This window comes from Actinokineospora baliensis (assembly GCF_016907695.1).
Classification (GTDB): domain Bacteria; phylum Actinomycetota; class Actinomycetes; order Mycobacteriales; family Pseudonocardiaceae; genus Actinokineospora; species Actinokineospora baliensis.
The window spans coordinates 2561754-2582377 of the sequence record NZ_JAFBCK010000001.1; the positions used below are offsets into that span (position 1 = coordinate 2561754).

17 protein-coding genes, 2 tRNA genes and 1 other RNA gene are annotated in these 20624 nt (G+C 68.8%); 11 read left to right on the forward strand and 9 right to left on the reverse strand.

Going from position 1 to position 20624, the window contains the following annotated elements; translation table 11 throughout:
• The first annotated feature begins 128 nt into the window (after window positions 1–128).
• Window positions 129–202: transfer RNA gene (locus JOD54_RS12285), tRNA-Met, on the forward strand.
• Window positions 203–357: 155 nt separating this feature from the next.
• Here JOD54_RS12285 and JOD54_RS12290 read toward each other — a convergent pair.
• Window positions 358–431: transfer RNA gene (locus JOD54_RS12290), tRNA-Met, on the reverse strand.
• 653 nt (window positions 432–1084) lie between these two features.
• Between JOD54_RS12290 and JOD54_RS12295 the strand changes: the two genes are divergently transcribed.
• From JOD54_RS12295 to lon, 7 genes are all read left to right on the forward strand, one after another.
• On the forward strand, window positions 1085–1585 hold the full coding sequence (locus JOD54_RS12295) for a PadR family transcriptional regulator (RefSeq protein ID WP_204450662.1): 501 nt from the start codon (window positions 1085–1087) through the stop codon (window positions 1583–1585).
• A gap of 51 nt (window positions 1586–1636) precedes the next feature.
• Window positions 1637–2737: a peptide chain release factor 2 gene (gene prfB / locus JOD54_RS12300; protein ID WP_204450663.1), complete on the forward strand. Its 1101-nt coding sequence runs from the start codon at window positions 1637–1639 to the stop codon at window positions 2735–2737.
• Between the two features lie 87 nt (window positions 2738–2824).
• A complete protein-coding gene (gene ftsE / locus JOD54_RS12305; RefSeq protein ID WP_092783152.1) occupies window positions 2825–3514 on the forward strand; it encodes a cell division ATP-binding protein FtsE in 690 nt (229 codons plus the stop codon).
• A gap of 57 nt (window positions 3515–3571) precedes the next feature.
• Window positions 3572–4474: a permease-like cell division protein FtsX gene (ftsX, locus tag JOD54_RS12310; protein WP_204450664.1), complete on the forward strand. Its 903-nt coding sequence runs from the start codon at window positions 3572–3574 to the stop codon at window positions 4472–4474.
• 30 nt (window positions 4475–4504) lie between these two features.
• On the forward strand, window positions 4505–4981 hold the full coding sequence (gene smpB, locus JOD54_RS12315) for an SsrA-binding protein SmpB (protein ID WP_204450665.1): 477 nt from the start codon (window positions 4505–4507) through the stop codon (window positions 4979–4981).
• Window positions 4982–5917, forward strand: a complete 936-nt coding sequence (locus JOD54_RS12320; RefSeq protein ID WP_204450666.1) for an amidohydrolase family protein — start codon at window positions 4982–4984, stop codon at window positions 5915–5917.
• Window positions 5918–5944: 27 nt separating this feature from the next.
• Entirely contained in the window at window positions 5945–8302 is a 2358-nt protein-coding gene (gene lon / locus JOD54_RS12325; RefSeq protein WP_204450667.1) for an endopeptidase La, read from the forward strand.
• On the opposite strand, the gene JOD54_RS12330 is transcribed toward lon, so the two are convergent.
• The gene (locus tag JOD54_RS12330) at window positions 8238–9530 is read right to left on the reverse strand and encodes an acyltransferase family protein (RefSeq protein WP_204450668.1); all 1293 of its coding nucleotides are present in this window, start codon (window positions 9528–9530) and stop codon (window positions 8238–8240) included. The genes lon and JOD54_RS12330 overlap by 65 nt on opposite strands.
• Before the next feature lie 345 nt (window positions 9531–9875).
• Between JOD54_RS12330 and JOD54_RS12335 the strand changes: the two genes are divergently transcribed.
• The gene (locus JOD54_RS12335) at window positions 9876–12608 is read left to right on the forward strand and encodes a putative Ig domain-containing protein (protein ID WP_204450669.1); all 2733 of its coding nucleotides are present in this window, start codon (window positions 9876–9878) and stop codon (window positions 12606–12608) included.
• A gap of 51 nt (window positions 12609–12659) precedes the next feature.
• Here JOD54_RS12335 and JOD54_RS12340 read toward each other — a convergent pair whose 3' ends face one another.
• From JOD54_RS12340 to JOD54_RS12355, 4 genes are read right to left on the reverse strand one after another with little or no spacing between them, the layout of a single operon-like run.
• Entirely contained in the window at window positions 12660–13418 is a 759-nt protein-coding gene (locus JOD54_RS12340) for a hypothetical protein (protein WP_204450670.1), read from the reverse strand.
• Between the two features lie 49 nt (window positions 13419–13467).
• Window positions 13468–14112 (reverse strand): response regulator transcription factor, encoded by a 645-nt coding sequence (locus JOD54_RS12345; RefSeq protein WP_204450671.1) that lies wholly within the window; start codon window positions 14110–14112, stop codon window positions 13468–13470.
• Window positions 14100–15227, reverse strand: coding sequence for a sensor histidine kinase (locus JOD54_RS12350; RefSeq protein ID WP_204450672.1), 1128 nt, complete (start codon window positions 15225–15227; stop codon window positions 14100–14102). The genes JOD54_RS12345 and JOD54_RS12350 overlap by 13 nt, the downstream gene beginning before the upstream one ends.
• 1 nt (window position 15228) lies before the next feature.
• Window positions 15229–15891, reverse strand: coding sequence for a sensor domain-containing protein (locus tag JOD54_RS12355; protein ID WP_204450673.1), 663 nt, complete (start codon window positions 15889–15891; stop codon window positions 15229–15231).
• Window positions 15892–16081: 190 nt separating this feature from the next.
• Between JOD54_RS12355 and ssrA the strand changes: the two genes are divergently transcribed.
• Window positions 16082–16454, forward strand: a transfer-messenger RNA (tmRNA) gene (ssrA, locus tag JOD54_RS12360).
• 160 nt (window positions 16455–16614) lie between these two features.
• Here ssrA and JOD54_RS12365 read toward each other — a convergent pair.
• Window positions 16615–16956: a hypothetical protein gene (locus JOD54_RS12365; protein WP_204450674.1), complete on the reverse strand. Its 342-nt coding sequence runs from the start codon at window positions 16954–16956 to the stop codon at window positions 16615–16617.
• A gap of 764 nt (window positions 16957–17720) precedes the next feature.
• Here JOD54_RS12365 and JOD54_RS12370 point away from each other — a divergent pair.
• Window positions 17721–18383: a DedA family protein gene (locus tag JOD54_RS12370; protein WP_372440309.1), complete on the forward strand. Its 663-nt coding sequence runs from the start codon at window positions 17721–17723 to the stop codon at window positions 18381–18383.
• Here the strand turns inward: JOD54_RS12370 and JOD54_RS12375 are convergent.
• Window positions 18340–18999 carry a response regulator transcription factor gene (locus JOD54_RS12375; RefSeq protein ID WP_204450675.1) on the reverse strand — a complete coding sequence of 220 codons (660 nt, stop codon included), beginning with the start codon at window positions 18997–18999 and terminating at the stop codon, window positions 18340–18342. The two genes, JOD54_RS12370 and JOD54_RS12375, sit on opposite strands and share 44 nt — an antisense overlap.
• Window positions 18996–20537: a sensor histidine kinase gene (locus JOD54_RS34100; RefSeq protein ID WP_204450676.1), complete on the reverse strand. Its 1542-nt coding sequence runs from the start codon at window positions 20535–20537 to the stop codon at window positions 18996–18998. Before JOD54_RS34100 ends, JOD54_RS12375 begins: the two co-directional genes overlap by 4 nt.
• Window positions 20538–20624: the final 87 nt, after the last annotated feature.

The following is a 20624-nucleotide window of genomic DNA, read 5'->3' on the forward strand; positions in this document are numbered from 1 at the left end:
CCGGCAGGCCCGCCCCCGCACCCGCGGCGGCGGGCCTGCCCTTTTCCGCCCCCAAGGTGACCCCACTCACCCCCCGCCCCCCTGATTTGCCCCCGGGTAACCGGCACGTGTACAGTCCTAATTACCAACGCGGGGTGGAGCAGCTCGGTAGCTCGCTGGGCTCATAACCCAGAGGTCGCAGGTTCAAATCCTGTCCCCGCTACTAAAGGGGCGGTACTCCACGGAGTACCGCCCCTTCTTTATTCCCACACCACCCCACTCAACCACCGCACCGTGGGGGCCTGGGGGGTCGCCCCCCAGATGCAATGCGAAAAAGCCCCTGTCCACGCATTCCGTGGACAGGGGCTTCCTACTTTGTAGCGGGGACAGGATTTGAACCTGCGACCTCTGGGTTATGAGCCCAGCGAGCTACCGAGCTGCTCCACCCCGCGGTGGTGAAACAAAGACTATCAGGAGGGGGCGAGGGGTTTTGCAGGGGGGTGGGGGAAGTGGGGGGCGGAGGTGGGGAGTGGGTATTCGGCGTGTGGGTGGGGGGTGGTTTCCGCGGGGGTGCGGGGTTGAAACTGGTGGTTAGTCCTCTGTGGACATCTTGATGGGGGTGCGGAATGGGTGGGTGTGGATGCGCGTGCATCGGCACTGGCGTTAGGGGGGAACGGATGCGGGAGGCGCTGGGTCCACACTGGACCCTCAAACGGGTCTTAGTGTGACAGTCTCCCGGCGAACGCACTCCCCGTCGAGGTTCCGCATCGGCGGATTCCGGTCGGGAAGCCGCTGCCATTGGGGTGATCTGGGCCACAATGGGGGGTGGTGAGCGGCGGAAACCCGGGTCCTGGACCGATTACCGCCCGCCCACCCCGGACTGGGCCGAACGGGTAGCCCGGTGGGAAGAGATCCACTCCTTCGGGGGAGCAAGGCCGCCGAGTCCACGTGGGATAGTCCGGTTTTGGGCCAACTGGGGACAGTCGGCGTCCGCTGATCGGTCCCGGGTCGAATGTCCCGACCGGGCCCGTGCGCGATCAGCCATTGTGGACTGGCGCACATGGCCACTGTGGACAGCACGGCCGTGCCGTGGGACCGTGGTGTTGTGTCTGAACTGAATGCGACCGCCGCCGCCCTGCTCGGCCTGCTGCACGAGGGCCCGCAGACCGGTGGCCAGCTGGTGTCCGCGGCAAGGGAGCGCTTCGGCTCCTTCTTCAGCGTGACGCGCAGCCAGGTCTACCGCGAACTGCCCGCGCTCGCCGACGCCGGTCTCGTCCGCCTCGGCAAGCAGGGTCCCCGCTCCAGCCAGCAGTACGTGATCACCGCGGCTGGCAAGAAGGCGTTCAAGACCTGGCTCGGTGGCGAGCCCGGTCCCGACCACCTGCGCAGCCCGCTGATCCTGCGGCTGGTGCACGCCAGCACCCTGACCGCCAAGCAGCGCGTCGGCCTGATCGACTCGGCCAAGCAGGTCTACAACGGTGAGCACGAGGCGGCCAAGAACGCCGTCAAGACCGCCGAGGACCCGTACGCCAAGGCGATCGCCGAGTTCGGTGTGGCGCGGGCCAAGGCCGTGCTCAAGCTGCTGGACTCCATCCCCAAGTCCTGACCCGGCTACCGCCGCAGCGGTGGCGTCCGCGTCCGCGTAGTCTTTTCCGACGTGAACCCGGACGTCGCCGCTGACCTCAAGGAACTGTCCACCTCGCTGGCCAACGTCGAGGCGGTGATGGACCTTGACGGGTTGCGCGCGCAGATCGCCGACCTGGAGGAACAGGCCGCGCGGCCGGACCTGTGGGACGACCCGGAGTCCGCGCAGAAGGTGACGAGCAAGCTCTCGCACCGCCAGGGCGAGCTGCGCAAGGTCGAGGACCTGCGCTCGCGCCTCGACGACCTCGGCGTGCTCTACGAGCTGGCCGAGGAGGGCGGCGACGAGGACGCCGCCGCCGAGGCGGCCGCCGAGCAGGACAAGCTCAAGGCCGACATCTCCTCCCTCGAGGTGCGCACGCTGCTCTCCGGCGAGTACGACGGCCGCGACGCGCTGGTGACCATCCGCTCGGAGGCCGGTGGCGTCGACGCCGCGGACTTCGCCGAGATGCTGATGCGCATGTACCTGCGCTGGTCCGAGCGGCACGGCTACCCCATCGAGGTCTACGACACCTCCTACGCCGAAGAGGCGGGCATCAAGTCGGCGACCTTCAAGATCGCCGCCCCGTACGCCTACGGCACCCTCTCGGTCGAGCAGGGCACCCACCGGCTGGTGCGCATCTCGCCGTTCGACAACCAGGGCCGCAGGCAGACCTCGTTCGCCGCGGTCGAGGTGGTCCCGGTCGTGGAGCAGACCGACCACGTGGACATCGACGAGAAGGACCTGCGGGTCGACGTGTACCGCTCGTCCGGTCCCGGTGGACAGGGCGTCAACACCACCGACTCGGCGGTCCGGCTGACCCACATCCCGACCGGCATCGTGGTGTCCTGCCAGAACGAGCGCTCGCAGCTGCAGAACAAGGCGAGCGCGATGGCGGTGCTGCAGGCCAAGCTGCTGGAGCGGCGCAGGCAGGAGCAGCAGGCCAAGATGGACGCGCTGAAGGACTCCTCCAGCGGGTCGTGGGGCAACCAGATGCGCACCTACGTGCTGCACCCGTACCAGATGGTCAAGGACCTGCGCACCGAGCACGAGGTGGGCAACCCCGCCGCGGTGCTCGACGGCGACATCGATGGGTTCCTCGAGTCCGGTATCCGCTGGCGCAAGACCCACGTGTAACCGCCCGGGCACCACCGGTGACCAGCTGGTTCCGTAACGGACACCGAGGCTACGGCTCGATAACAACTGAAGGTAGACTCGCCGACCGTGATCCGGCTCGAACAGGTTTCCAAGGTCTACAAGACCTCCACCCGGCCTGCCCTGGAGAACGTTTCCGTGCAGGTCGACAAGGGTGAGTTCGTCTTCCTGATCGGCCCATCGGGCTCGGGTAAGTCGACCTTCCTCCGGCTGCTGCTGCGCGAAGAGGTCCCCAGCAAGGGGCGCGTGTACGTGGCGAACTTCGACCTGACCAGGATGGCGCGGCGCCGGGTGCCCCGGCTGCGGCAGTCCATCGGCTGCGTCTTCCAGGACTTCCGGCTGCTGGCGAACAAGACCGTCGCGGAGAACGTGGCGTTCGCCCTCGAGGTGATCGGCAAGCCCCGGCACACCATCAAGAAGGTGGTGCCCGAGGTGCTGGAGCTGGTCGGCCTGGAGGGCAAGGCCGAGCGGATGCCGCACGAGCTCTCCGGCGGTGAGCAGCAGCGGGTGGCCATCGCCCGCGCGTTCGTCAACCGGCCGCTGATGCTGCTGGCCGACGAGCCGACCGGGAACCTCGACCCGGACACCAGCCAGGACATCATGCTGCTGCTGGAGCGGATCAACCGCACCGGCACCACCGTCCTGATGGCCACCCACGACCACTCCATCGTGGACTCCATGCGACGACGGGTCGTCGAGCTCGACCTGGGTCGCGTTGTCCGCGACGACGCGCGGGGCGTCTACGGCGTCGGTCGGTAACGACCCGCCAGGCCCCCAGAACCACCCGGACCCGGACAGCGAGGAACCCCACCCCCGATGCGTGCCAGCTTCGTGTTCAGCGAGGTCGTGACCGGTCTGCGCCGGAACATCACGATGACCATCGCGATGATCATCACGACCGCCATCTCGCTGCTGCTGCTCGGCGGTGGGCTGCTGGTGGTGCGGATGATCGACAACACCAAGGAGCTCTACCAGGACAAGGTCGAGGTCAACATCTACCTGACCAACGACGTGTCCGCCTCGGACAAGGACTGCAAGGCCGACCCGTGCCGCGGGCTGCGCTCGCAGCTGGAGTCCGACCCGGCGGTGGAGCGGGTGGAGTTCGAGAACCGCGACCAGGCATACGAGCGGTTCAAGCGGATCTTCGAGGCGCAGCCGGAGCTGGTGAAGCTGGCCAGGCCGGAGGCGCTGCCGTCCTCGTTCAACGTGCGGCTCAAGGACCCGGACCGGCCCGAGGTGATCATCCAGACCTACAAGGGCAAGGCCGGGGTCGACTCGATCGGCGACCAGAGCCAGTTCCTGGACCGGTTCTTCAGCGCGCTCAACGGGGTCCGCAACGCGACGTTCTTCATCGCGGGCGTGATGGCCGTCGCCGCGCTGCTGCTGATCTCCAACACGGTGCAGCTCTCGGCGTTCACCAGGCGCACCGAGGTCGGCATCATGCGCCTGGTGGGCGCGACGCGGTGGTACACGCAGTTGCCCTTCCTCCTCGAGGCGGTGGTCACCGGCATCGTCGGTGCCCTGGTGGCGATAGCCATGCTGGTCGGGGCCAAGCTGGCGTTCCTCGACGACGTGCTGGCGCAGCCGATCAAGTCCGGCGTGGTGAAGTCGGTCGAGGCGGGTGACCTGGCGTTCGTGTCGCCGATCCTGCTGCTGATCGCCATCGTCATCTCGGCGTTCACCGGCTACGTCACCCTGCGCCTCTACGTCCGCACGTAGCCCCGGGCGCGCTGCGTAGAGTTGCGCGTCATGGCGAAGGAACGCGGGCGCAAGGCGATCGTCACCAACCGCAAGGCCCGGCACGACTACTCGATCATCGACACCTACGAGGCCGGTGTGGTCCTCGTGGGCACCGAGGTCAAGAGCCTGCGCGAGGGCCGGGCGTCCATCGTCGACGCGTTCGCCACCGTCGACGACGGTGAGGTGTTCCTGCGCAACCTGTTCATCCCGGAGTACCTGCAGGGCACCTGGACCAACCACGAGCCGCGGCGCACCCGCAAGCTGCTGCTGCACCGGGCCGAGATCAGCAAGCTGATCGGCAAGATCAAGGAGTCCGGGGTCTCGCTGGTCCCGCTGTCGATGTACTTCGCCGACGGCAAGGTGAAGGTCGAGCTGGCCCTGGCCAAGGGCAAGAAGGCTTACGACAAGCGGCAGGACCTCGCCAAGCGCGACGCCAACCGGGAGATCGCGAAGGCGGTCGGGCGCCGGGCCAAGGGCCGCGAGTAGGTGGGCCCCGGCAGCGACGCCGAGGTCGCCGGGCTGGTCCGCGGTCTTGGCGTGCCCGGCTTGGTCGACGTGCACGTGCACTTCCTGCCGGAGCGGGTGCAGCGCAAGGTGTGGGCGTACTTCGACGACGCCGAGCGCACCTACGGGCTGGCCTGGCCGATCCACTACCGGGGGTCGGAGGGTCAACGCGTGGCGACGCTGCGGGCACTCGGCGTGGTCGGGTACGCGCCGCTGGTCTACCCGCACAAGCCGGGCATGGCCGAGTGGCTCACCGAGTGGGTCCTGGAGTTCGCGGCCAGGGTGCCCGAGGCGGTGCCCACCGCGACCGTCTTCCCGGAACCGTCGGTCATCGGGTACCTGGAGACCGCTCTGCGCGCGGGCGTCCGGTGCGTGAAGGCGCACGTGCAGGTCGGCGGTTACGACCCGCGAGAGCCGGTGCTGGACCCCGCGTGGGGGATGCTGGCCGAGGCGGGCGTGCCGGTGGTTGTGCACTGTGGACACGGTCCGCTGCCGGGTGAGTTCACCGGGCTGCCGGTGTTTGAAGAGGTGCTGCGCCGCCACCCCCGGTTGACCGCCGTCCTCGCGCACGCGGGCATGCCGGAGACGGCTCGGGCGTTGGACCTCGCGGGGCGCTATTCGCGGGTATACCTGGACACGACGATGGTCGGCGTCGAGTTCACCCTCCGGTCGGCGCCGCTGCCGCCGGACTGGACGGCACGGTTGGCTGACCTCGGCGACCGCGTGGTGCTCGGTACCGACTTCCCGAGCATCCCGTACTCCTACGCCGAGCAGCTGCGGGCCATCTGGGACTGGGCCCAGGCCCCTGGCCTGGGCGAACCGTTCCTGCGGGCGGTGTTGCACGACAACGGGGCCAGGTTGCTCGCTCTGGGCGAACACGCCGGGGGAACAGAACCCGACTCAGGGAAGTTGACGTGATCAGACTCAACTTCTGGAGTGTGATCCATGTCCGAGGCCCTGAACCTGCCGGTGCTCCCGCTGGACGACGCGGTCCTGCTGCCCGGCATGGTCGTCCCCATCCAGCTCACCGGCTCCGACAACGCCAACGAGGCCCGCGCCGCGGTTGAGGCCGCCCAGGCCGCCGGCGAGCCCGCCAGGGTCGTGCTGGTGCCCAGGCTGGACGGCAAGTACGCCCGCGTCGGCACGCTCGCCGTGGTCGAGCAGGTCGGCAGGCTGCCGGGCGGTGAGCGCGCCGCCGTGGTGCGCGGCACCGGGCGGGTCCGCATCGGTGCGGGCACCACCGGCCCCGGCGCGGCGCTGTGGGTGCAGGTGGACACCGCCGACGAGACGACCGATGCCAAGACCCGCGACCTGGCCCGCGAGTACAAGGGCCTGGTCACCACGATCCTGCAGCAGCGCGGCGCGTGGCAGGTGGTCGACAGCGTGACCCAGGTCGACGACCCGTCCGCGCTCGCCGACCTCGCCGGGTACGCCGCGTACCTGTCCGACGAGCAGAAGGTCTGGCTGCTGGAGACCACCGACGTCTCCGAGCGGTTGGCCAAGCTGCTGGAGTGGGGCCGCGAGCACCTGGCCGAACTCGACGTCGCCGAGACAATCCGCCAGGACGTCAAGGAGGGGATGGAGCGCCAGCAGCGGGAGTTCCTGCTGCGCCAGCAGTTGGCCGCCATCCGCAAGGAACTGGCCGAACTGGACGGCAAGCCCGCCTCCGAGGAGCAGGACTACCGGGCCAGGGTCGCCGAAGCCGACCTGCCGGAGAAGGTGCGCGAGGCCGCCCTGTCCGAAGTGGACAAGCTGGAGCGGACATCGGAGCAGTCGCCGGAGGTGGGCTGGATCCGCACCTGGCTCGACACGGTGCTGGAGATGCCGTGGAGCACGCGCACGGATGACGCGTACGACATCGCGGGCGCCCGGGCGGTCCTCGACGCCGATCACGCGGGGCTCGAGGACGTGAAGGACCGCGTCATCGAGTACCTGGCGGTGCGCAAGCGCCGCGACGAGCGTGGCCTAGGCGCTGTGGGCGGTCGCCGTAGTGGTGCCGTGCTGGCGTTGGCCGGTCCGCCTGGGGTCGGCAAGACGTCTCTGGGTGAGTCGGTCGCGCGGGCGATGGGGCGCAAGTTCGTCAGGGTCGCGCTGGGTGGTGTGCGCGACGAGGCGGAGATCCGCGGCCACCGGCGCACCTACGTCGGCGCGTTGCCCGGCCGGATCGTGCGCGCCATCAAGGAGGCGGGCTCGATGAACCCGGTCGTGCTGCTCGACGAGATCGACAAGGTCGGCTCCGACTACCGGGGCGACCCGACGGCGGCGCTGCTGGAGGTGCTGGACCCGGCGCAGAACCACACCTTCCGCGACCACTACCTGGAGGTCGAACTCGACCTGTCCGATGTGGTCTTCCTAGCCACCGCCAACGTCGTCGACGCCATCCCGGCCCCGCTGCTCGACCGCATGGAACTGGTCACGCTCGACGGCTACACCGAGGACGAGAAGGTGACCATCGCCCGCGACCACCTGCTGCCCCGGCAGTTGGAGCGGGCGGGCATGACGGCCGACGAGCTCGTCATCACCGAGCCCGCCCTGCGGCTGCTGGCGGGGGAGTACACCCGCGAGGCTGGTGTGCGCCAACTCGAGCGGGCGATCGCCAGGGTGCTGCGCAAGGTCGCCGCGAAGCTGGCACTGGCGGCGGTGTCACTGCCGTTGCGCGTGGCCGCCGACGACCTGCGCGGCTACCTCGGCCAGCCCAAGCACACCCCGGAGTCAGCCGAACGAACCTCCGTACCGGGCGTCTCCACCGGCCTCGCGGTCACCGGCGCGGGCGGCGACGTCCTGTTCGTCGAAGCATCCCTGGCGGACAAGGCCACCGGCGGAACGGGCGTCACGCTCACCGGGCAACTGGGTGACGTGATGAAGGAGTCCGCCCAGATCGCCCTGTCCTTCCTCCGGTCCCACGGCGCGGCCCTGGGCCTACCGGTAGCCGACCTGGCCGAACGCGGCGTGCACGTCCACGTCCCGGCGGGCGCGGTGCCCAAGGACGGCCCCAGCGCAGGCATCACCATGACCACCGCCCTTGCCTCGCTCCTGTCAGGGCAACCGGTCCGCTCCGACGTGGCGATGACCGGCGAGGTATCCCTCACCGGCCGAGTCCTCCCGATCGGCGGGGTGAAGCAGAAGCTGCTCGCCGCCCACCGCGCGGGCATCACCACGGTGCTGTTGCCGCAACGCAACGAGCCGGACCTGGAGGACGTGCCGAACTCGGTGCGCGAAGAACTGACCGTGCACTTGGTCAGCGATGTACGGGATGTATTGCGGCTGGCACTGGAGCCGCAGGCAGGTCAACTCGCCGCGTGAGGCTGACCCTCCGGTCGTGGGTGCACAGTGCGACGCCCACGAGTACCAGCACCGCCCACGGCACGGGCCCGTCGAACAAGGCGGGCCCGTCCGGGGCGAAACCGCGCACAGTGAGCCCGAGCAGCCCGCCCGTCGCCGTCATGTACCCCGCTGCCACCGCACCGCTCGGCGGAACGGCCCGGCCGCCGCCGGTTTCGAAGCGGCCGAAGACGCGGACCAGGGCGGTCAGCACCAGGCCGGTGCAGGTGAGCCACATCGGGGCCACGGCGAACCAGGCGAGGGAGCCGGGGTCGGGGGTCCGGTAGCCCATGCCGACCACCATGATCCCGGCGACCACGACCAGGGCGGGCATGTGCCACAGGTAGATCGTGGTGCAGCGGGCGGCCACCGCGTCGACGGCGGGTCCGGCGAGCCTGGTGAGGAAACGCCTGGCCAGCAGCAGCAACCCCAGTTGGCCGACCGCAAGCGGGAGCAGCACGGCGGCGGGCGGGCTCATGTTCGACATCGGCGCACCGGGCATGCCGATCATGCTCAGCGCGTACGGTCCACACGCGACCATCAGCGCGACGACCCCGAACCCGGCGACCGCCATTGCTGTGTGCGCCCGCTTGCCGAGTTCGAACCGGCCGTCGGTGTAGCAGAGGCCCAGTTGGTGCACCGCGACCCAGATGACGACGGCGTTGACGAACCCGGCTTCGGGGAGTCCGGCGAACCGCACCACGTCGACCACGACCGCCGTCACGGCCAGGGGGACCAGCACGGCGAGCCCGAACCTGTCGTGCGCGCGGGTCATCAGCGGGGTGAGCGCGACGACGACCAGGTAGACCACCAGGAACCACAGCAGTTGCGCACTGATGCCGCCCGCGATGTCCACCGGCTGCGGCGGAACTCCTAGGCGCAGCAGCACGTGGGGGAGGGCGACCCACACCGCGGCCAATGGCAGTACCGGCAGAACGAGGCGGCGGAGTCTGCTGGCCAGCCAGGCCCGGGTGTCGGTGCTGGCCCTATAGGAGTGCAGGTTCGCCGCGCCGCCCGCGAAGAACACGACCGGCATCACCTGTGACAGCCAGGTCAACAACCACCAACCGGGAGTGGTCAGGGCGTTCCCGGTTTCAACAGTGTGCCCATTGCTGGCCAACACCGGCATCAGCCAGTGTTGGGCCACCACCAGTAAGACCGCCCCCACTCGGATCACGTCCAAGAACGGGTCCCGCCGCGCCCTGCTCAATGCGTCCCCCTCGTGCCTTCCCGCGCCGCCAGCTGCCGGGTTCGAGCATGTCGGCCCAGGTGGCGCCGCACAGCCCGGTCAGCCGGTGTCCTGGTCGGGGTGGCTGCCGCAGTGCCGGGGGTGGGGCCAGCCCCACCCCTGTGAATTCACACGGGTTATCGCTATTCAAGTGTCGATATGAAGGCATCACCTCGCGCGGGCCCGCGCGCTATGGACTGAACAGTGGAATTCATTCCCGTGCTCTGGCGCGAATGGGTGTGATTGTGGTTGCTTCTCACGACCGGCATGCCGAGCCGTTCGATGAACGTCGTCCCTGATCCCTGCATCGCTTTTTGGAGTCATCCGATGAGAGAAGTTCGCGCGAGCCTGCGCAGACGCGCGCTCGCCGCCGGGGTGGTCGCCGCGACGGCGACCGCGCTCGTGGTGGGCATGGGAAGCGCCGAAGCCGCCGAGGGGGTTGTGCTCGGTGCCGACCGGGCCGACGCCATCCCGGGCAGCTACCTGGTCACCTTCAAGGACACCGCGGCCCTGACCTCCACTGTGGACCGTGTGGCCGCCGACGTGGCGACCCGCTACGGCGCCAGCGTGCGCACCACGTGGCGGTACGCGCTGCGCGGTTTCGCGGCGGGCATGACCGCCGCGCAGGCGCGCAAGTTGGCCGCCGACCCGGCCGTCGCCTCGGTCGAGCAGGACGCCGTGGTCCGCGCCACCGGGACCCAGCCCAACCCGCCGTCCTGGGGCCTTGACCGCATCGACCAGCGCAACCTGCCGCTGAACCAGAACTACAACTACGACTCGACCGGTGCGGGCGTCACCGCCTACATCATCGACACCGGTATCCGCATCTCCCACCGCACCTTCGGTACCCGGGCCACGTGGGGCACCAACACCGTCGACACCAACAACACCGACTGCCACGGCCACGGCACGCACGTCGCGGGCACCGTCGGCGGCACCGAGTACGGGGTGGCCAAGGACGTCAAGCTCGTCGCGGTGAAGGTGCTCAACTGCGCGGGTTCGGGCTCCAACACCGGTGTGGTCAGCGGCGTCGACTGGGTGACCCGCAACGCCGTCAAGCCCGCCGTGGCGAACATGAGCCTCGGCGGCGGCGCGGCCAGCACGGTCGACACCGCGGTCCGCAACTCCGTCAACGCGGGCATCACCTACGCGGTGGCTTCCGGCAACGACAACACCAACGCGTGCAACTCCTCGCCCGCGCGCGTCACCGAGGCGATCACCGTCAACGCCACCGCGGAGTCCGACGCCCGCGCGTCGTTCTCCAACTACGGCACCTGCACCGACATCTTCGCGCCGGGGCAGAACATCACCTCGGCGTGGAAGGACAACGACACCTCCACGAACCGGATCAGCGGCACCTCCATGGCCACCCCGCACGTGGCCGGTGCTGTCGCCAGGTACCTGCAGGGGCGTCCCGGTGACACCCCCGCCCAGGTCGCCACCGCGCTGATGAACCAGGCGACCCCGAGCAAGGTGACCAACCCGGGCACCGGTTCCCCGAACCGGCTGCTGTTCACCGGTGAGGGCACGGGCACGCCCACCACGGTCACCCCGCCCGGCAACCAGTCCGGCACCGTCGGCACCCCGGCGAGCCTGACCCTGTCGGCCACTGGTGGCACCGCGCCCTACACGTGGACCGCCACCGGGCTGCCTGCCGGCCTGTCCATCTCCACCGGTGGTGTCATCTCCGGTACGCCCACCACCGCGGGCAACTACAACGTGACCGTCACCGCCACCCCGGCGTCCGGCACCCCGGGCAGCGCCTCCTTCTCGTGGGCGATCACGGCTCCGCCCGCCGGGGACGCGGAGGTCATCTCGCCCGGTGACCAGAACACCCGCGTCGGCACCCCGGTCAACCTGACGCTGCAGGCGACCGGCGCGACCGCGCCCTACCGGTGGTCGGCCGTCGGTCTCCCGACCGGGCTGTCCCTCTCGACCGGTGGCGTCATCACCGGCACCCCCACCACGGCCGACATCTACGGGGTCACCGTCACCGCGACCCCGGCGTCGGGCAACCCGGGCAGCACCAAGTTCAACTGGACCGTCACCGATGCCCCCGGTGGTGACATCACCATCGCCGACCCGGGTCCGCAGTCGAGCAAGGTCGGCGACAAGGCCGGCCTGAAGCTGGTCGCGACCGGTGGCACCGGGCCGTACACGTGGTCGGTGACGGGTCTGCCGGACGGCCTCAGCGCCGTCGACGCGGCGGGCACCGACACCCAGGTCATCCGCGGCACGCCGTCCAAGGCGGGCCAGTTCCGGGTGACGGTCACCGCCACCGGCACCACCGGCGGCTCCGGCACGGTCAGCTTCGACTGGACCGTCACCGGCGGCGTCACCATCACCATCACCGACCCGGGCGCGCAGAAGCCCAAGGTCGGCGAGAAGGTCACCGTGGCGCTCTCGGCCAGCGGCGGTACCGCCCCGTACCGGTGGTCCGCGCGCGGTCTGCCCAGCGGTCTGTCGATCGACGGCAGCGGGCTGATCACCGGTACCCCCACCGAGGAGGGCCAGTTCCTCTCGGTCGTCTTCGCGGCGGCCTCGGACGGCACCGGCAACGTCAGCATCGAGTGGAACGTCGGCCCCGGGGGCGGCGGCTGCGGTAGCGCGCCGCAGCTGGTCACCAACCCCGACTTCGAGGGCGGCAGCACCGGCTGGACCTCCACCACCGGCGTCATCGGCAACCACGGCAGCTGGGGCGTCCCCGCCCACAGCGGCACCACCACCGCCTGGCTCGGCGGCCGCGGCACCACCTACTCGGAGAACGTCGGCCAGTCGATCACCATCCCGACCGGCTGCTCGTCCTACACCCTGTCCTTCTGGGTGTGGATCGACACCGACGAGACCGAGGCCGTGGAGTACGACACCATGTCGGTCCGCTTCGGCACCACCACCCTGAAGTCGTTCTCCAACGTCGACGCGGGTGGTGACTACCAGAAGGTCACCGTGGACGTGAGCGCGCTGGCGGGCCAGACGGCCAACCTCCAGTTCGTCTCCACCGAAGACGCCTCACTGCAGACGTCGTTCGTCCTCGACGACATCACGCTAGCGGTGAGTTGAGAGAACGCTCGTGGGGCGGGCTCGCACCCGCCCCACGAGCGATCCGCCCTCCTAGCCGGGCTCGACCTCGCCTGCTTCGGGGGCGTTGACGTAGAGCACCGAGCTCCAGGCCGTGTAGTCGGCCAAGAAGACGAAGTCGCTGGAGTGCGGGCCGAACCGGGCCTCGAACCGGACCAGTCGGCCGCCCGGCTCCACCCAGAGGTCGACGAGGAACGTGTCGGTCCGGATGCCGCCGACCCCGGTCTCGCTGAGACCGAAGCCGGAGTCCAGCTCCGCGGCGACGACCTCGACCCGGTACCGGACCACCGCCGTGGAGCCGATCCGGTCCGGCTCGGTCTCCACCAGCGTGCTCGCCGCGCTGGTCGCCGTACCGATGTGGCGCGGGTCGAGGGTGCCGATACCCGTGCCGAACGCGGCCAGCGCGAAGTCGGATTCAGTCGCGGTGGCCACGTCGAGCCTCTTCCACGGGCCGCGCACATTCGACTCGCCCTCTTTGAGGAACGTGTCGGCGCCCACCGCGACCACGGTCCACGTCTTCGACTGGTACTCCAGGTCAACTTCGACGCGCGGGCCCGGCTGGTTCAATTCGGCCCGCACGCTCGCCACCGCGACTGTGTTGCGCAACGCGTCCTCACCGATGCGCGACGAAAAGGTCCCGAGCACCGTTGTCTCGCGCATAGCCGTCGTCCGGATGGCGTCCCCGAGCGCCTTCGCGTCGCGAAACTCGGCTGCGGATGGCTTGTCCGACCCCACGCCTCCGCACCCGGTCAGCACGGACAAGAGCACGGCGAAGAGAACCAGAGAACGCACGACGTCCACCCCAGGAGATCGAACCCACCAGGTGGCCGATCTTATGGCGTCAACCGCGGTCGAGGAAGGTGAGGACCGCGCGGACGCGGCGGTGTTCCTCGGAGCTGGGTTCGAGGCCGAGCTTGGAGAAGATGTTGCCCACGTGCTTCTCGACCGCGCCGTCGGAGACCGTGAGGGAGCGGGCGATGGCGACGTTGGACAGGCCCTGGGCCATCAGGCCGAGTACCTCCCGTTCGCGCGGGGTGAGCAGGTCGATGGGGTTGCGCCGTCCTCTGGCCATGAGCTGTGCGATCACCTCCTGGTCGATGCAGGTCCCGCCGCCCGCGACGCGGTGCACGGCGTCGACGAACTCGGCCACGTCGGCCACGCGTTCCTTGAGCAGGTAGCCGACCCCGCCCGCGCCGCCCGCGAGCAGTTCCACCGCGTACCGCTCCTCGACGTACTGCGAGAGCACCAGCACCGGCAGCCCGGGGACCTCCTCCCGGGCCCGCAGCGCCGCCCGCAGGCCCTCGTCGGTGAACGTCGGCGGCATCCGCACGTCGACGATCGCCAGGTCGGGGCGGTGTTCGCTGACCGCGCGGAGCAGGCCGTCGCCGTCGTCGACCGCGGCGACGGTCTCGATGTCCTCGTCGGCGAGCAGGCGGGTCACGCCGACCCGCAGCAGCACCGAGTCCTCGGCGATCACCACGCGCACGGCAGGTCCGCCCTGATCACTGTCGGCCCACCGATGGGGCTCACCACGGTCATCACACCGTCAATCGTGGCAGCGCGGTCGGCCAAGCCCGCCAGCCCACCCCCCGGCCGCAGCACCGCGCCGCCGTCGCCGTCGTCGGTGATCTCGACGACGACCTGGTCACCGGTGGCCCGCTCGGCCCGCCACACCTTCACCGTCACCGCGCTCGCGCCCGCGTGCTTGGCGATGTTGGTCAGCGATTCGCCCACGATGAAGTACGCCGTGCTCTCCACCGCGGCGGGCGGGCGCGGTTCCACCTGGACGGTCACCTCGACCGGCACCGGGCACTTCGCTGCGAGCGACGACAGCGCGGCGTCGAGGCCGCGGTCGCCGAGCACGGCCGGGTAGATGCCGCGGGCGAGGTCGCGCAGCTCGGCGACGGCCAGTTTCGCGTCCGCGTGCGCCTCGTCGATCAACGCCTTCGCCAGCTCCGGGTCGGCGTCGAGCTTCACCTTGGCCCGGCCCAGCCCCATCGCGACCGCCACCAGCCGCTGCTGGGCGCCGTCGTGCAGGTCGCGCTCGATCCGCCTGCGCTCGGCCTCGGCGGCGTCGACCCCCCGGGCGCGCGAGGCCTGCAGCCGTTCGGCGCGGGCGGTGAGGTCCTGGGTGCGGTCGGGGCCGAGCATCGAGATGGTCAGCTGCGAGTGCAGCCAGGCGTAGCGCGGCGCGAGGAACAGGGCCAGCGGGAACAGCGGGATGCTCACGATCCCCAGCGCGAACCCGAGCACCGACAGCGGGAACTCCATCATCAGGTATGCGATGTCCCGCCAGGTCCGCCGGTCGGTCATCAGCATCTGCCACTGCCGCAGCAGCCCCTCGCCGTCGGACACCAGCACCGGTCGCTTCGGCAGGTCCGCCCCGAGCAGCCCGCGCGCCCACGCCCGGTGCGCGTTGCCGAAAGCCCTGGCCAGCAGGGCCGCCGCGACCAGGATGGCCACCCCGACCCAGATCACCACGGTGCCGACGCCGACGCAGATGAGCGTGACGGTGACCACGAAGGTGACCAGGCTCAGCGGGAACGCCCCGATCAGGTAGGCGATGGCCTTCGCCGGGTGCGGGTACCTGCGTGTTTCCATCTCAGACCCCACTCGGCAGCGGCTCGGCCAGGTACGACCCGACCAGCGACGGCGCGGGCCCCAGCAGCGCCCGCGCGAAGTACGCGTGCGCCCGCCCCAGGCCCTTGGTGACCGGCAGCGCCAGCGCCAGCAACAACAGGCCGAGCGCGGCGAACGGCAGCGACTCGAGGAAGGAGTCCACGACCAGGATCGGGTGGTCCCAGTCGCCGAGGCGCCAGCTCCCCGTCGGCAGGAACCGGTAGTACAGCGGCAGGAGCAGGAACCCGGCCGTCATCGACCACGTCGTCACCATCACCACGAACTCGAACACCCCGATCGGCAACAGCAGCACGAAGTAGCTCACATCCCGCCACGTCGCCACGTCCCGCACCCGCGCCTTCCACCGCCCCCGCTCCGGCAACGGCACATACGGCGACGCGATGTAGGTGTCGAGCATCGCGTACACCCGCGCCCGCTCCACCCTGGCCGCCACCCGGGCCCCCACGACCGCCAGCGCCAGCACGGGCAGCCCCACCCACACCACCGCGGTCCCGATCCCCACGCTGAACAGCGTCACCACCGCCACGAACCCCGCGATCCCCACTGGCAGGTTCATCGCCAGGTAGCCGAGTGACCCGAGCACCGACGGGTCCGGTCGGGTCCCGTCGCTCACGATGGTGGTCATTGCCTCACGCCTCCTCAAGCCGTTGACCACCAGCATCGAGGTCACGTCGGCCCGCATCCATGGGGGACGCTACCGATCCCGGGGTAGGGCTGCCCCTACCCTCCGGCCCTGCCCGGGCCTCCCGGCACTCCTGGGATGAAACGACTGGACCCGGGCGTTAGACTGATCCGGAAGTAGTCCCACCACACACGGGGGTGAACGGTTTCGACTCTGGACGTCGAGTCAGGGGAAGCGTGCAGGTGCAGGCGAGATGACCACCTCAAGCGTCGCTCGCAAACCAATAAGCGCCAAGACTAACAGTCGCGCTGACTTCGCCCTCGCTGCCTAAGCGAGTGCGAGTCTGTCGGCCCGGGGGTGCCTCCGCCCCGGTAGCCGGCATCAGCTAGGAGGCTCACCGCCAGTCCCGGTCACGGGGACGAAGCGGGAAAACCACAGTGACTGGGCCCGTCACACCGGCTTGTTCGCGTGACCGGTGGGGCCGAGTAGAGGCACAGCGAACTGCGCACGGAGAAGTCCTGGTGAAACGACAGAGGACCCGGGTTCGATTCCCGGCACCTCCACAGCCTCAGGCGACCTGTGTCCACGGAAAGCGTGGACCAGGTCGCCTGTTGTTTGTTGTGGGGGTCGAACCCCCACACCCCCACGGTGCGGTGGTGACGGGGGCGGGACGGTCTGTGGTGGGGCGGTTGGGGGTGGGTGGCAGGGGGAGCGGGGTGGGGGCGCTCAAGCGGGCTTGTCCCACACCGTGACGTTCAGGTCTACCTCGGTCTTGGTGGCCTCGACCCGCACGTCTGCGATGGCCAGCCGTGCCCAGCGCCCTTCAGTTGTTTCCACGCAGAACGCGGATCCAGCCTTGAGTTCGGCCGGAGGAAGGCCCCGGCGTTGTGGCGAGTTGACGCAATCGGCGTAGCTGGAAGCGGGCTTGCCTGCGGTGATCTTTTGCGCTGAGGTGAGTTCGCCGACCAGTCGGATATCGGCTTTGGAGCCGACGGGTGCGGTACGGCCTTCCTCCGATGAGATCGAATCCAGGTCGTATCCGTCATTCGTGCCGATCGTGATGATCACTTCGGGCCAGTACAGTGCTGGATCCGGGCCTGAGTGGGTAGTGGTGGTTGTAGTTGTGGGTTGTGCGCTGGACGTAGTCGTCTCTGGAGTTCCCGTGGTGGTGCTGGTAGAACTTCCTGGTGTCGCAGGACCGGCGGACTGCTCGTTGTCGATGAACGAGGCTGCCGTGAGCCCGGCCGACGCCACGCCGACCATCCAGATCATGACGAGGGTGGCGAAGTGTCTGCCAGTGTACGGCCGCCCCGATCTCTTGGCGCGCCAGAGGAATATTCCAGAGACCACAGCACAAACAAGCCCGACTGGTCCTGCCGCAAATAGTATTGGAGTCTTGTCTATCAGGTATCCAATGACCGATCCCGCAAGAGATATGACGCCACTGACTCCGCCCAGAACTTGCCACAGTGCCACATTCTTGGTGCCAAGCAAGCCATCATCTGATGGCATCTCGCCGTGAGGGTACATGCCTTGCATACTAGGCAAGATCTCGCTCAAGAGTGAGAAGTTTGACGCTGATGGAATCTCGCGGAATTCGGCCGTTCCGGCTTCTTGAGAACTTGCAAACTTGTCGAACCCTCAATGCTGTGCACGGTGCAGCTTGCACAGCAAGATTGGAATTTGTGTCCACCATGACTTAAGTCCGGGTCTGGGTTGTCGATCGGTCACTGCGCGCCGACCGCGCCTCGCCGTAGCGTTCTGGGTAGTCGAGGGACGGGAGCTGTGATCGAGTTGGGGGTTCCAGATCTGGACAAAACGGGTACGTCACCGTGGAGGTGGGAGAGGAGGTGGTGCGGGTGAGTGGTGGGCCTGAAGGGGGTCTGACCGGGTGGGCCTTGGATGTCATGGACACCCTGGGTGGGCCGGGGGCTGGGCTGCTTGTGGCTGCGGAGAACCTCTTCCCGCCGCTGCCGAGTGAGGTGTTCCTGCCGTTGGCTGGGTTCGCTGCGAGTCGGGGCGGGATCTCGCTGTTCAGTGCGATCTTGTTCACCACGTTGGGGTCGGTGGTGGGCGCTCTTGTCCTCTACTGGCTGGGGGCCAAGTTGGGCCGAGAGCGGCTGCGGGCGCTAGTCGAGCGCATCCCGCTCTTGGATGTGTCTGATGTGGATCGAACTGAGCGTTGGTTCGACAAGCACGGCGGTAGGGCGGTGTTCTTGGGGAGGATGTTCCCGGTCTTCAGGAGCCTGATCTCCATCCCTGCGGGCCTCAACCGCATGCCATTGGCCAAGTTCGTCCTCCTTACCGCCGCTGGCAGCCTGTTGTGGAACAGCGGGTTCATCTTCGCGGGCTACCTGCTCGGGCAGAGTTGGCATTTGATAGAGGGCTACACATCCTTCTTTGAGAAGGTTGTTCTGGGCGTCGTGGTCCTTGCTGTCACGTGGTTTGTCGTCAAGCGGGTGGTTGGTCGACGAGACCGGCCTCGTACGCGATGATTGCCGCCTGTACCCGGTTGCGGACGTCGAGGCGGGTCAGGGTTGCGCTGACGTATGCCTTCACGGTGCCCTCCACCAGGTGCAGGCGCTTCGCGATCTCCGCGTTGGCGAGTCCGGCGCCCACTAGAGCGAGTACCTGTCGTTCTCGCGCGGTCAGTGCCTCTATGCGTTCCCGTGCCACTACGCGCGCGCCCATCCCGGTGGACAACTCGGCGATCACCCGTAAGGCCACCTTCGGCGACAGGTAGGCCGCCCCGTCGGCGACAGCGTGGATGCCTGCGATCAGTTCGCGCGGGTCGCCGGACTTGAGTAAGAACCCGCTGGCACCGTCTCCCAGCGCGCGGGCGATGTAGGCGTCTTCGGAGAAGGTGGTGAGGATGACTACGGCTGTGTCAGGCGTACCTCTACGTATCTCGGCAGCCGCAGCCAGGCCGTCCATGACCGGCATCCTTATGTCGAGTAGTGCGACATCTGGTCTGTGCGCGCGCGTTAGAGCCACCGCCTCACGTCCGTCCGCAGCCTCGGCGACCACGTCTATGTGGTCATCGGCGGCCAGGATCGCGCGTACTCCGGCGCGCACAGTGGCCTCGTCGTCAGCCAGAAGGACCCGGATCACCTGTGCCGCTCCCGAACGACGTCCTTGGCTACCAACCTGTCTGCGTCGAAACACACCCGCAGCACCGTTGAGTGGAAGTCGAACATGGTCGGCTCCGCGAGGTAGTACTTGCAACCGGCGTTAGGCGGGTTGGGCAGGCTTGGGGCGTCCAGCATCTGCATCTCCGGTAGCGCTGCCTCTACTTCGTCCGCGGGCTGCCCGATCCAGAGTCGGTCGTAGTCGGCGCGCGCTAGCACTGAGTGCGTCACGGAGTAGGCGTAGTAGCCGAACATCAGCACAGCGAGCCCGAAAGCAATCGCCGCAGGTACGCTTATCGCCACGATCAGCCCGCGGCGGGCACTGCGCCTGACATGCTCGCGAACGCTTTCGGTGGTCTCTATAGGCTCTAGGGCGAGAGTGGCGTCATGGGGCAGTTGGACACGCACTGCGTAGCCACCCTCCTCCGGTCCTGCGGTGAACGTGCCACCCATGAGCAAGGCGCGCTCACGTAGTGCGATGAGACCGCGCTGCGTGCCAGCCTCTCCTTCGGCAGGGCGGCTCGCAGGCCCATTGACCACCGAGACCGACGTCACGTTCCCCTCGCGCTCGACCCGTACCGTCACCTGGGCTCCAGGGGCGTACTTGGCAGCGTTGGTCAGACCCTCTTGCACCACTCGCCGCACTGCCAACCCAACTGCGCCATTGGCATCCGGCGGACTGTCCAGGTCGACGGACATACCTGACGTCTTTGCTCGTTCGACCATGTCCGCCACGGAGTCGGAGGTAGGGCGAAGAGGCGCCAGTGTGCCGGGCTCGCCGAGTAGGCCGATGATGGTCCGCAGCGTCTCCGATGCCTGCCCGGCGGTCATCCGCAGCTCACCCGCGGCCTGGCGGTGGCGTTCACCAAGGCTGCGGTCGACCTCCAGCCCGCCTGCGCGCAGCACGATAAGGGCCAGTTCGTGCCCTAGCGAGTCGTGCATGTCCTGAGCGATGCGCGCACGCTCCCGCAGCCGCTCGCGTTCGGCGATGATCCGCTGCTCGCGCTCCAACTGCTCCGCGCGCTGCCAACCGGCCCGCTGCAGCTCCGCGCGCTGTCGCACGAAGCGGCCCGCGAACCACGGGAACACGGCCATCACGACCAAGCCGAAGACCATCCACAACCACTGCATCAGCTGGGCGTCGAGCCTGCCGCGGACGACTCCCATCAGGATGGTGTACCCCAGCCCGGCAGCGGCCAGGGCGGTGAACGCGTACACCGACGGTCGAACCCCGGCGCTGCGGCGGCCCAGTAGGTAGCTCATCAGCGCCGCGGCGATCGGGAAGCTCAAGCTGCCGACGCCCGCCAGGATCAGGTAGGCCAGGCCCGCGCAGGCGAGCAGGAACGACACGAGCGGGAGTCGCCTTGAGAGCGCCGAGGCGGCTGCTAGCAGGGCGAACAGGGCCGCCACGGCCCAGTGGAGCTCGCTGATCGGCAGGTTCAACAGGACTTCCACGCCGAACAACGCGCACAGGCTGACCCCGATCGCGACGTCCACGGCGATGGTCCGCGTCTGTTCCACCCGGGCGACGCTACAAGCGAGGGGTGCGTTGTCGACACCGACGAAAGTAAAGCTGGTTCGATGGGGGTTCCACTGTTGAGGAGGAGC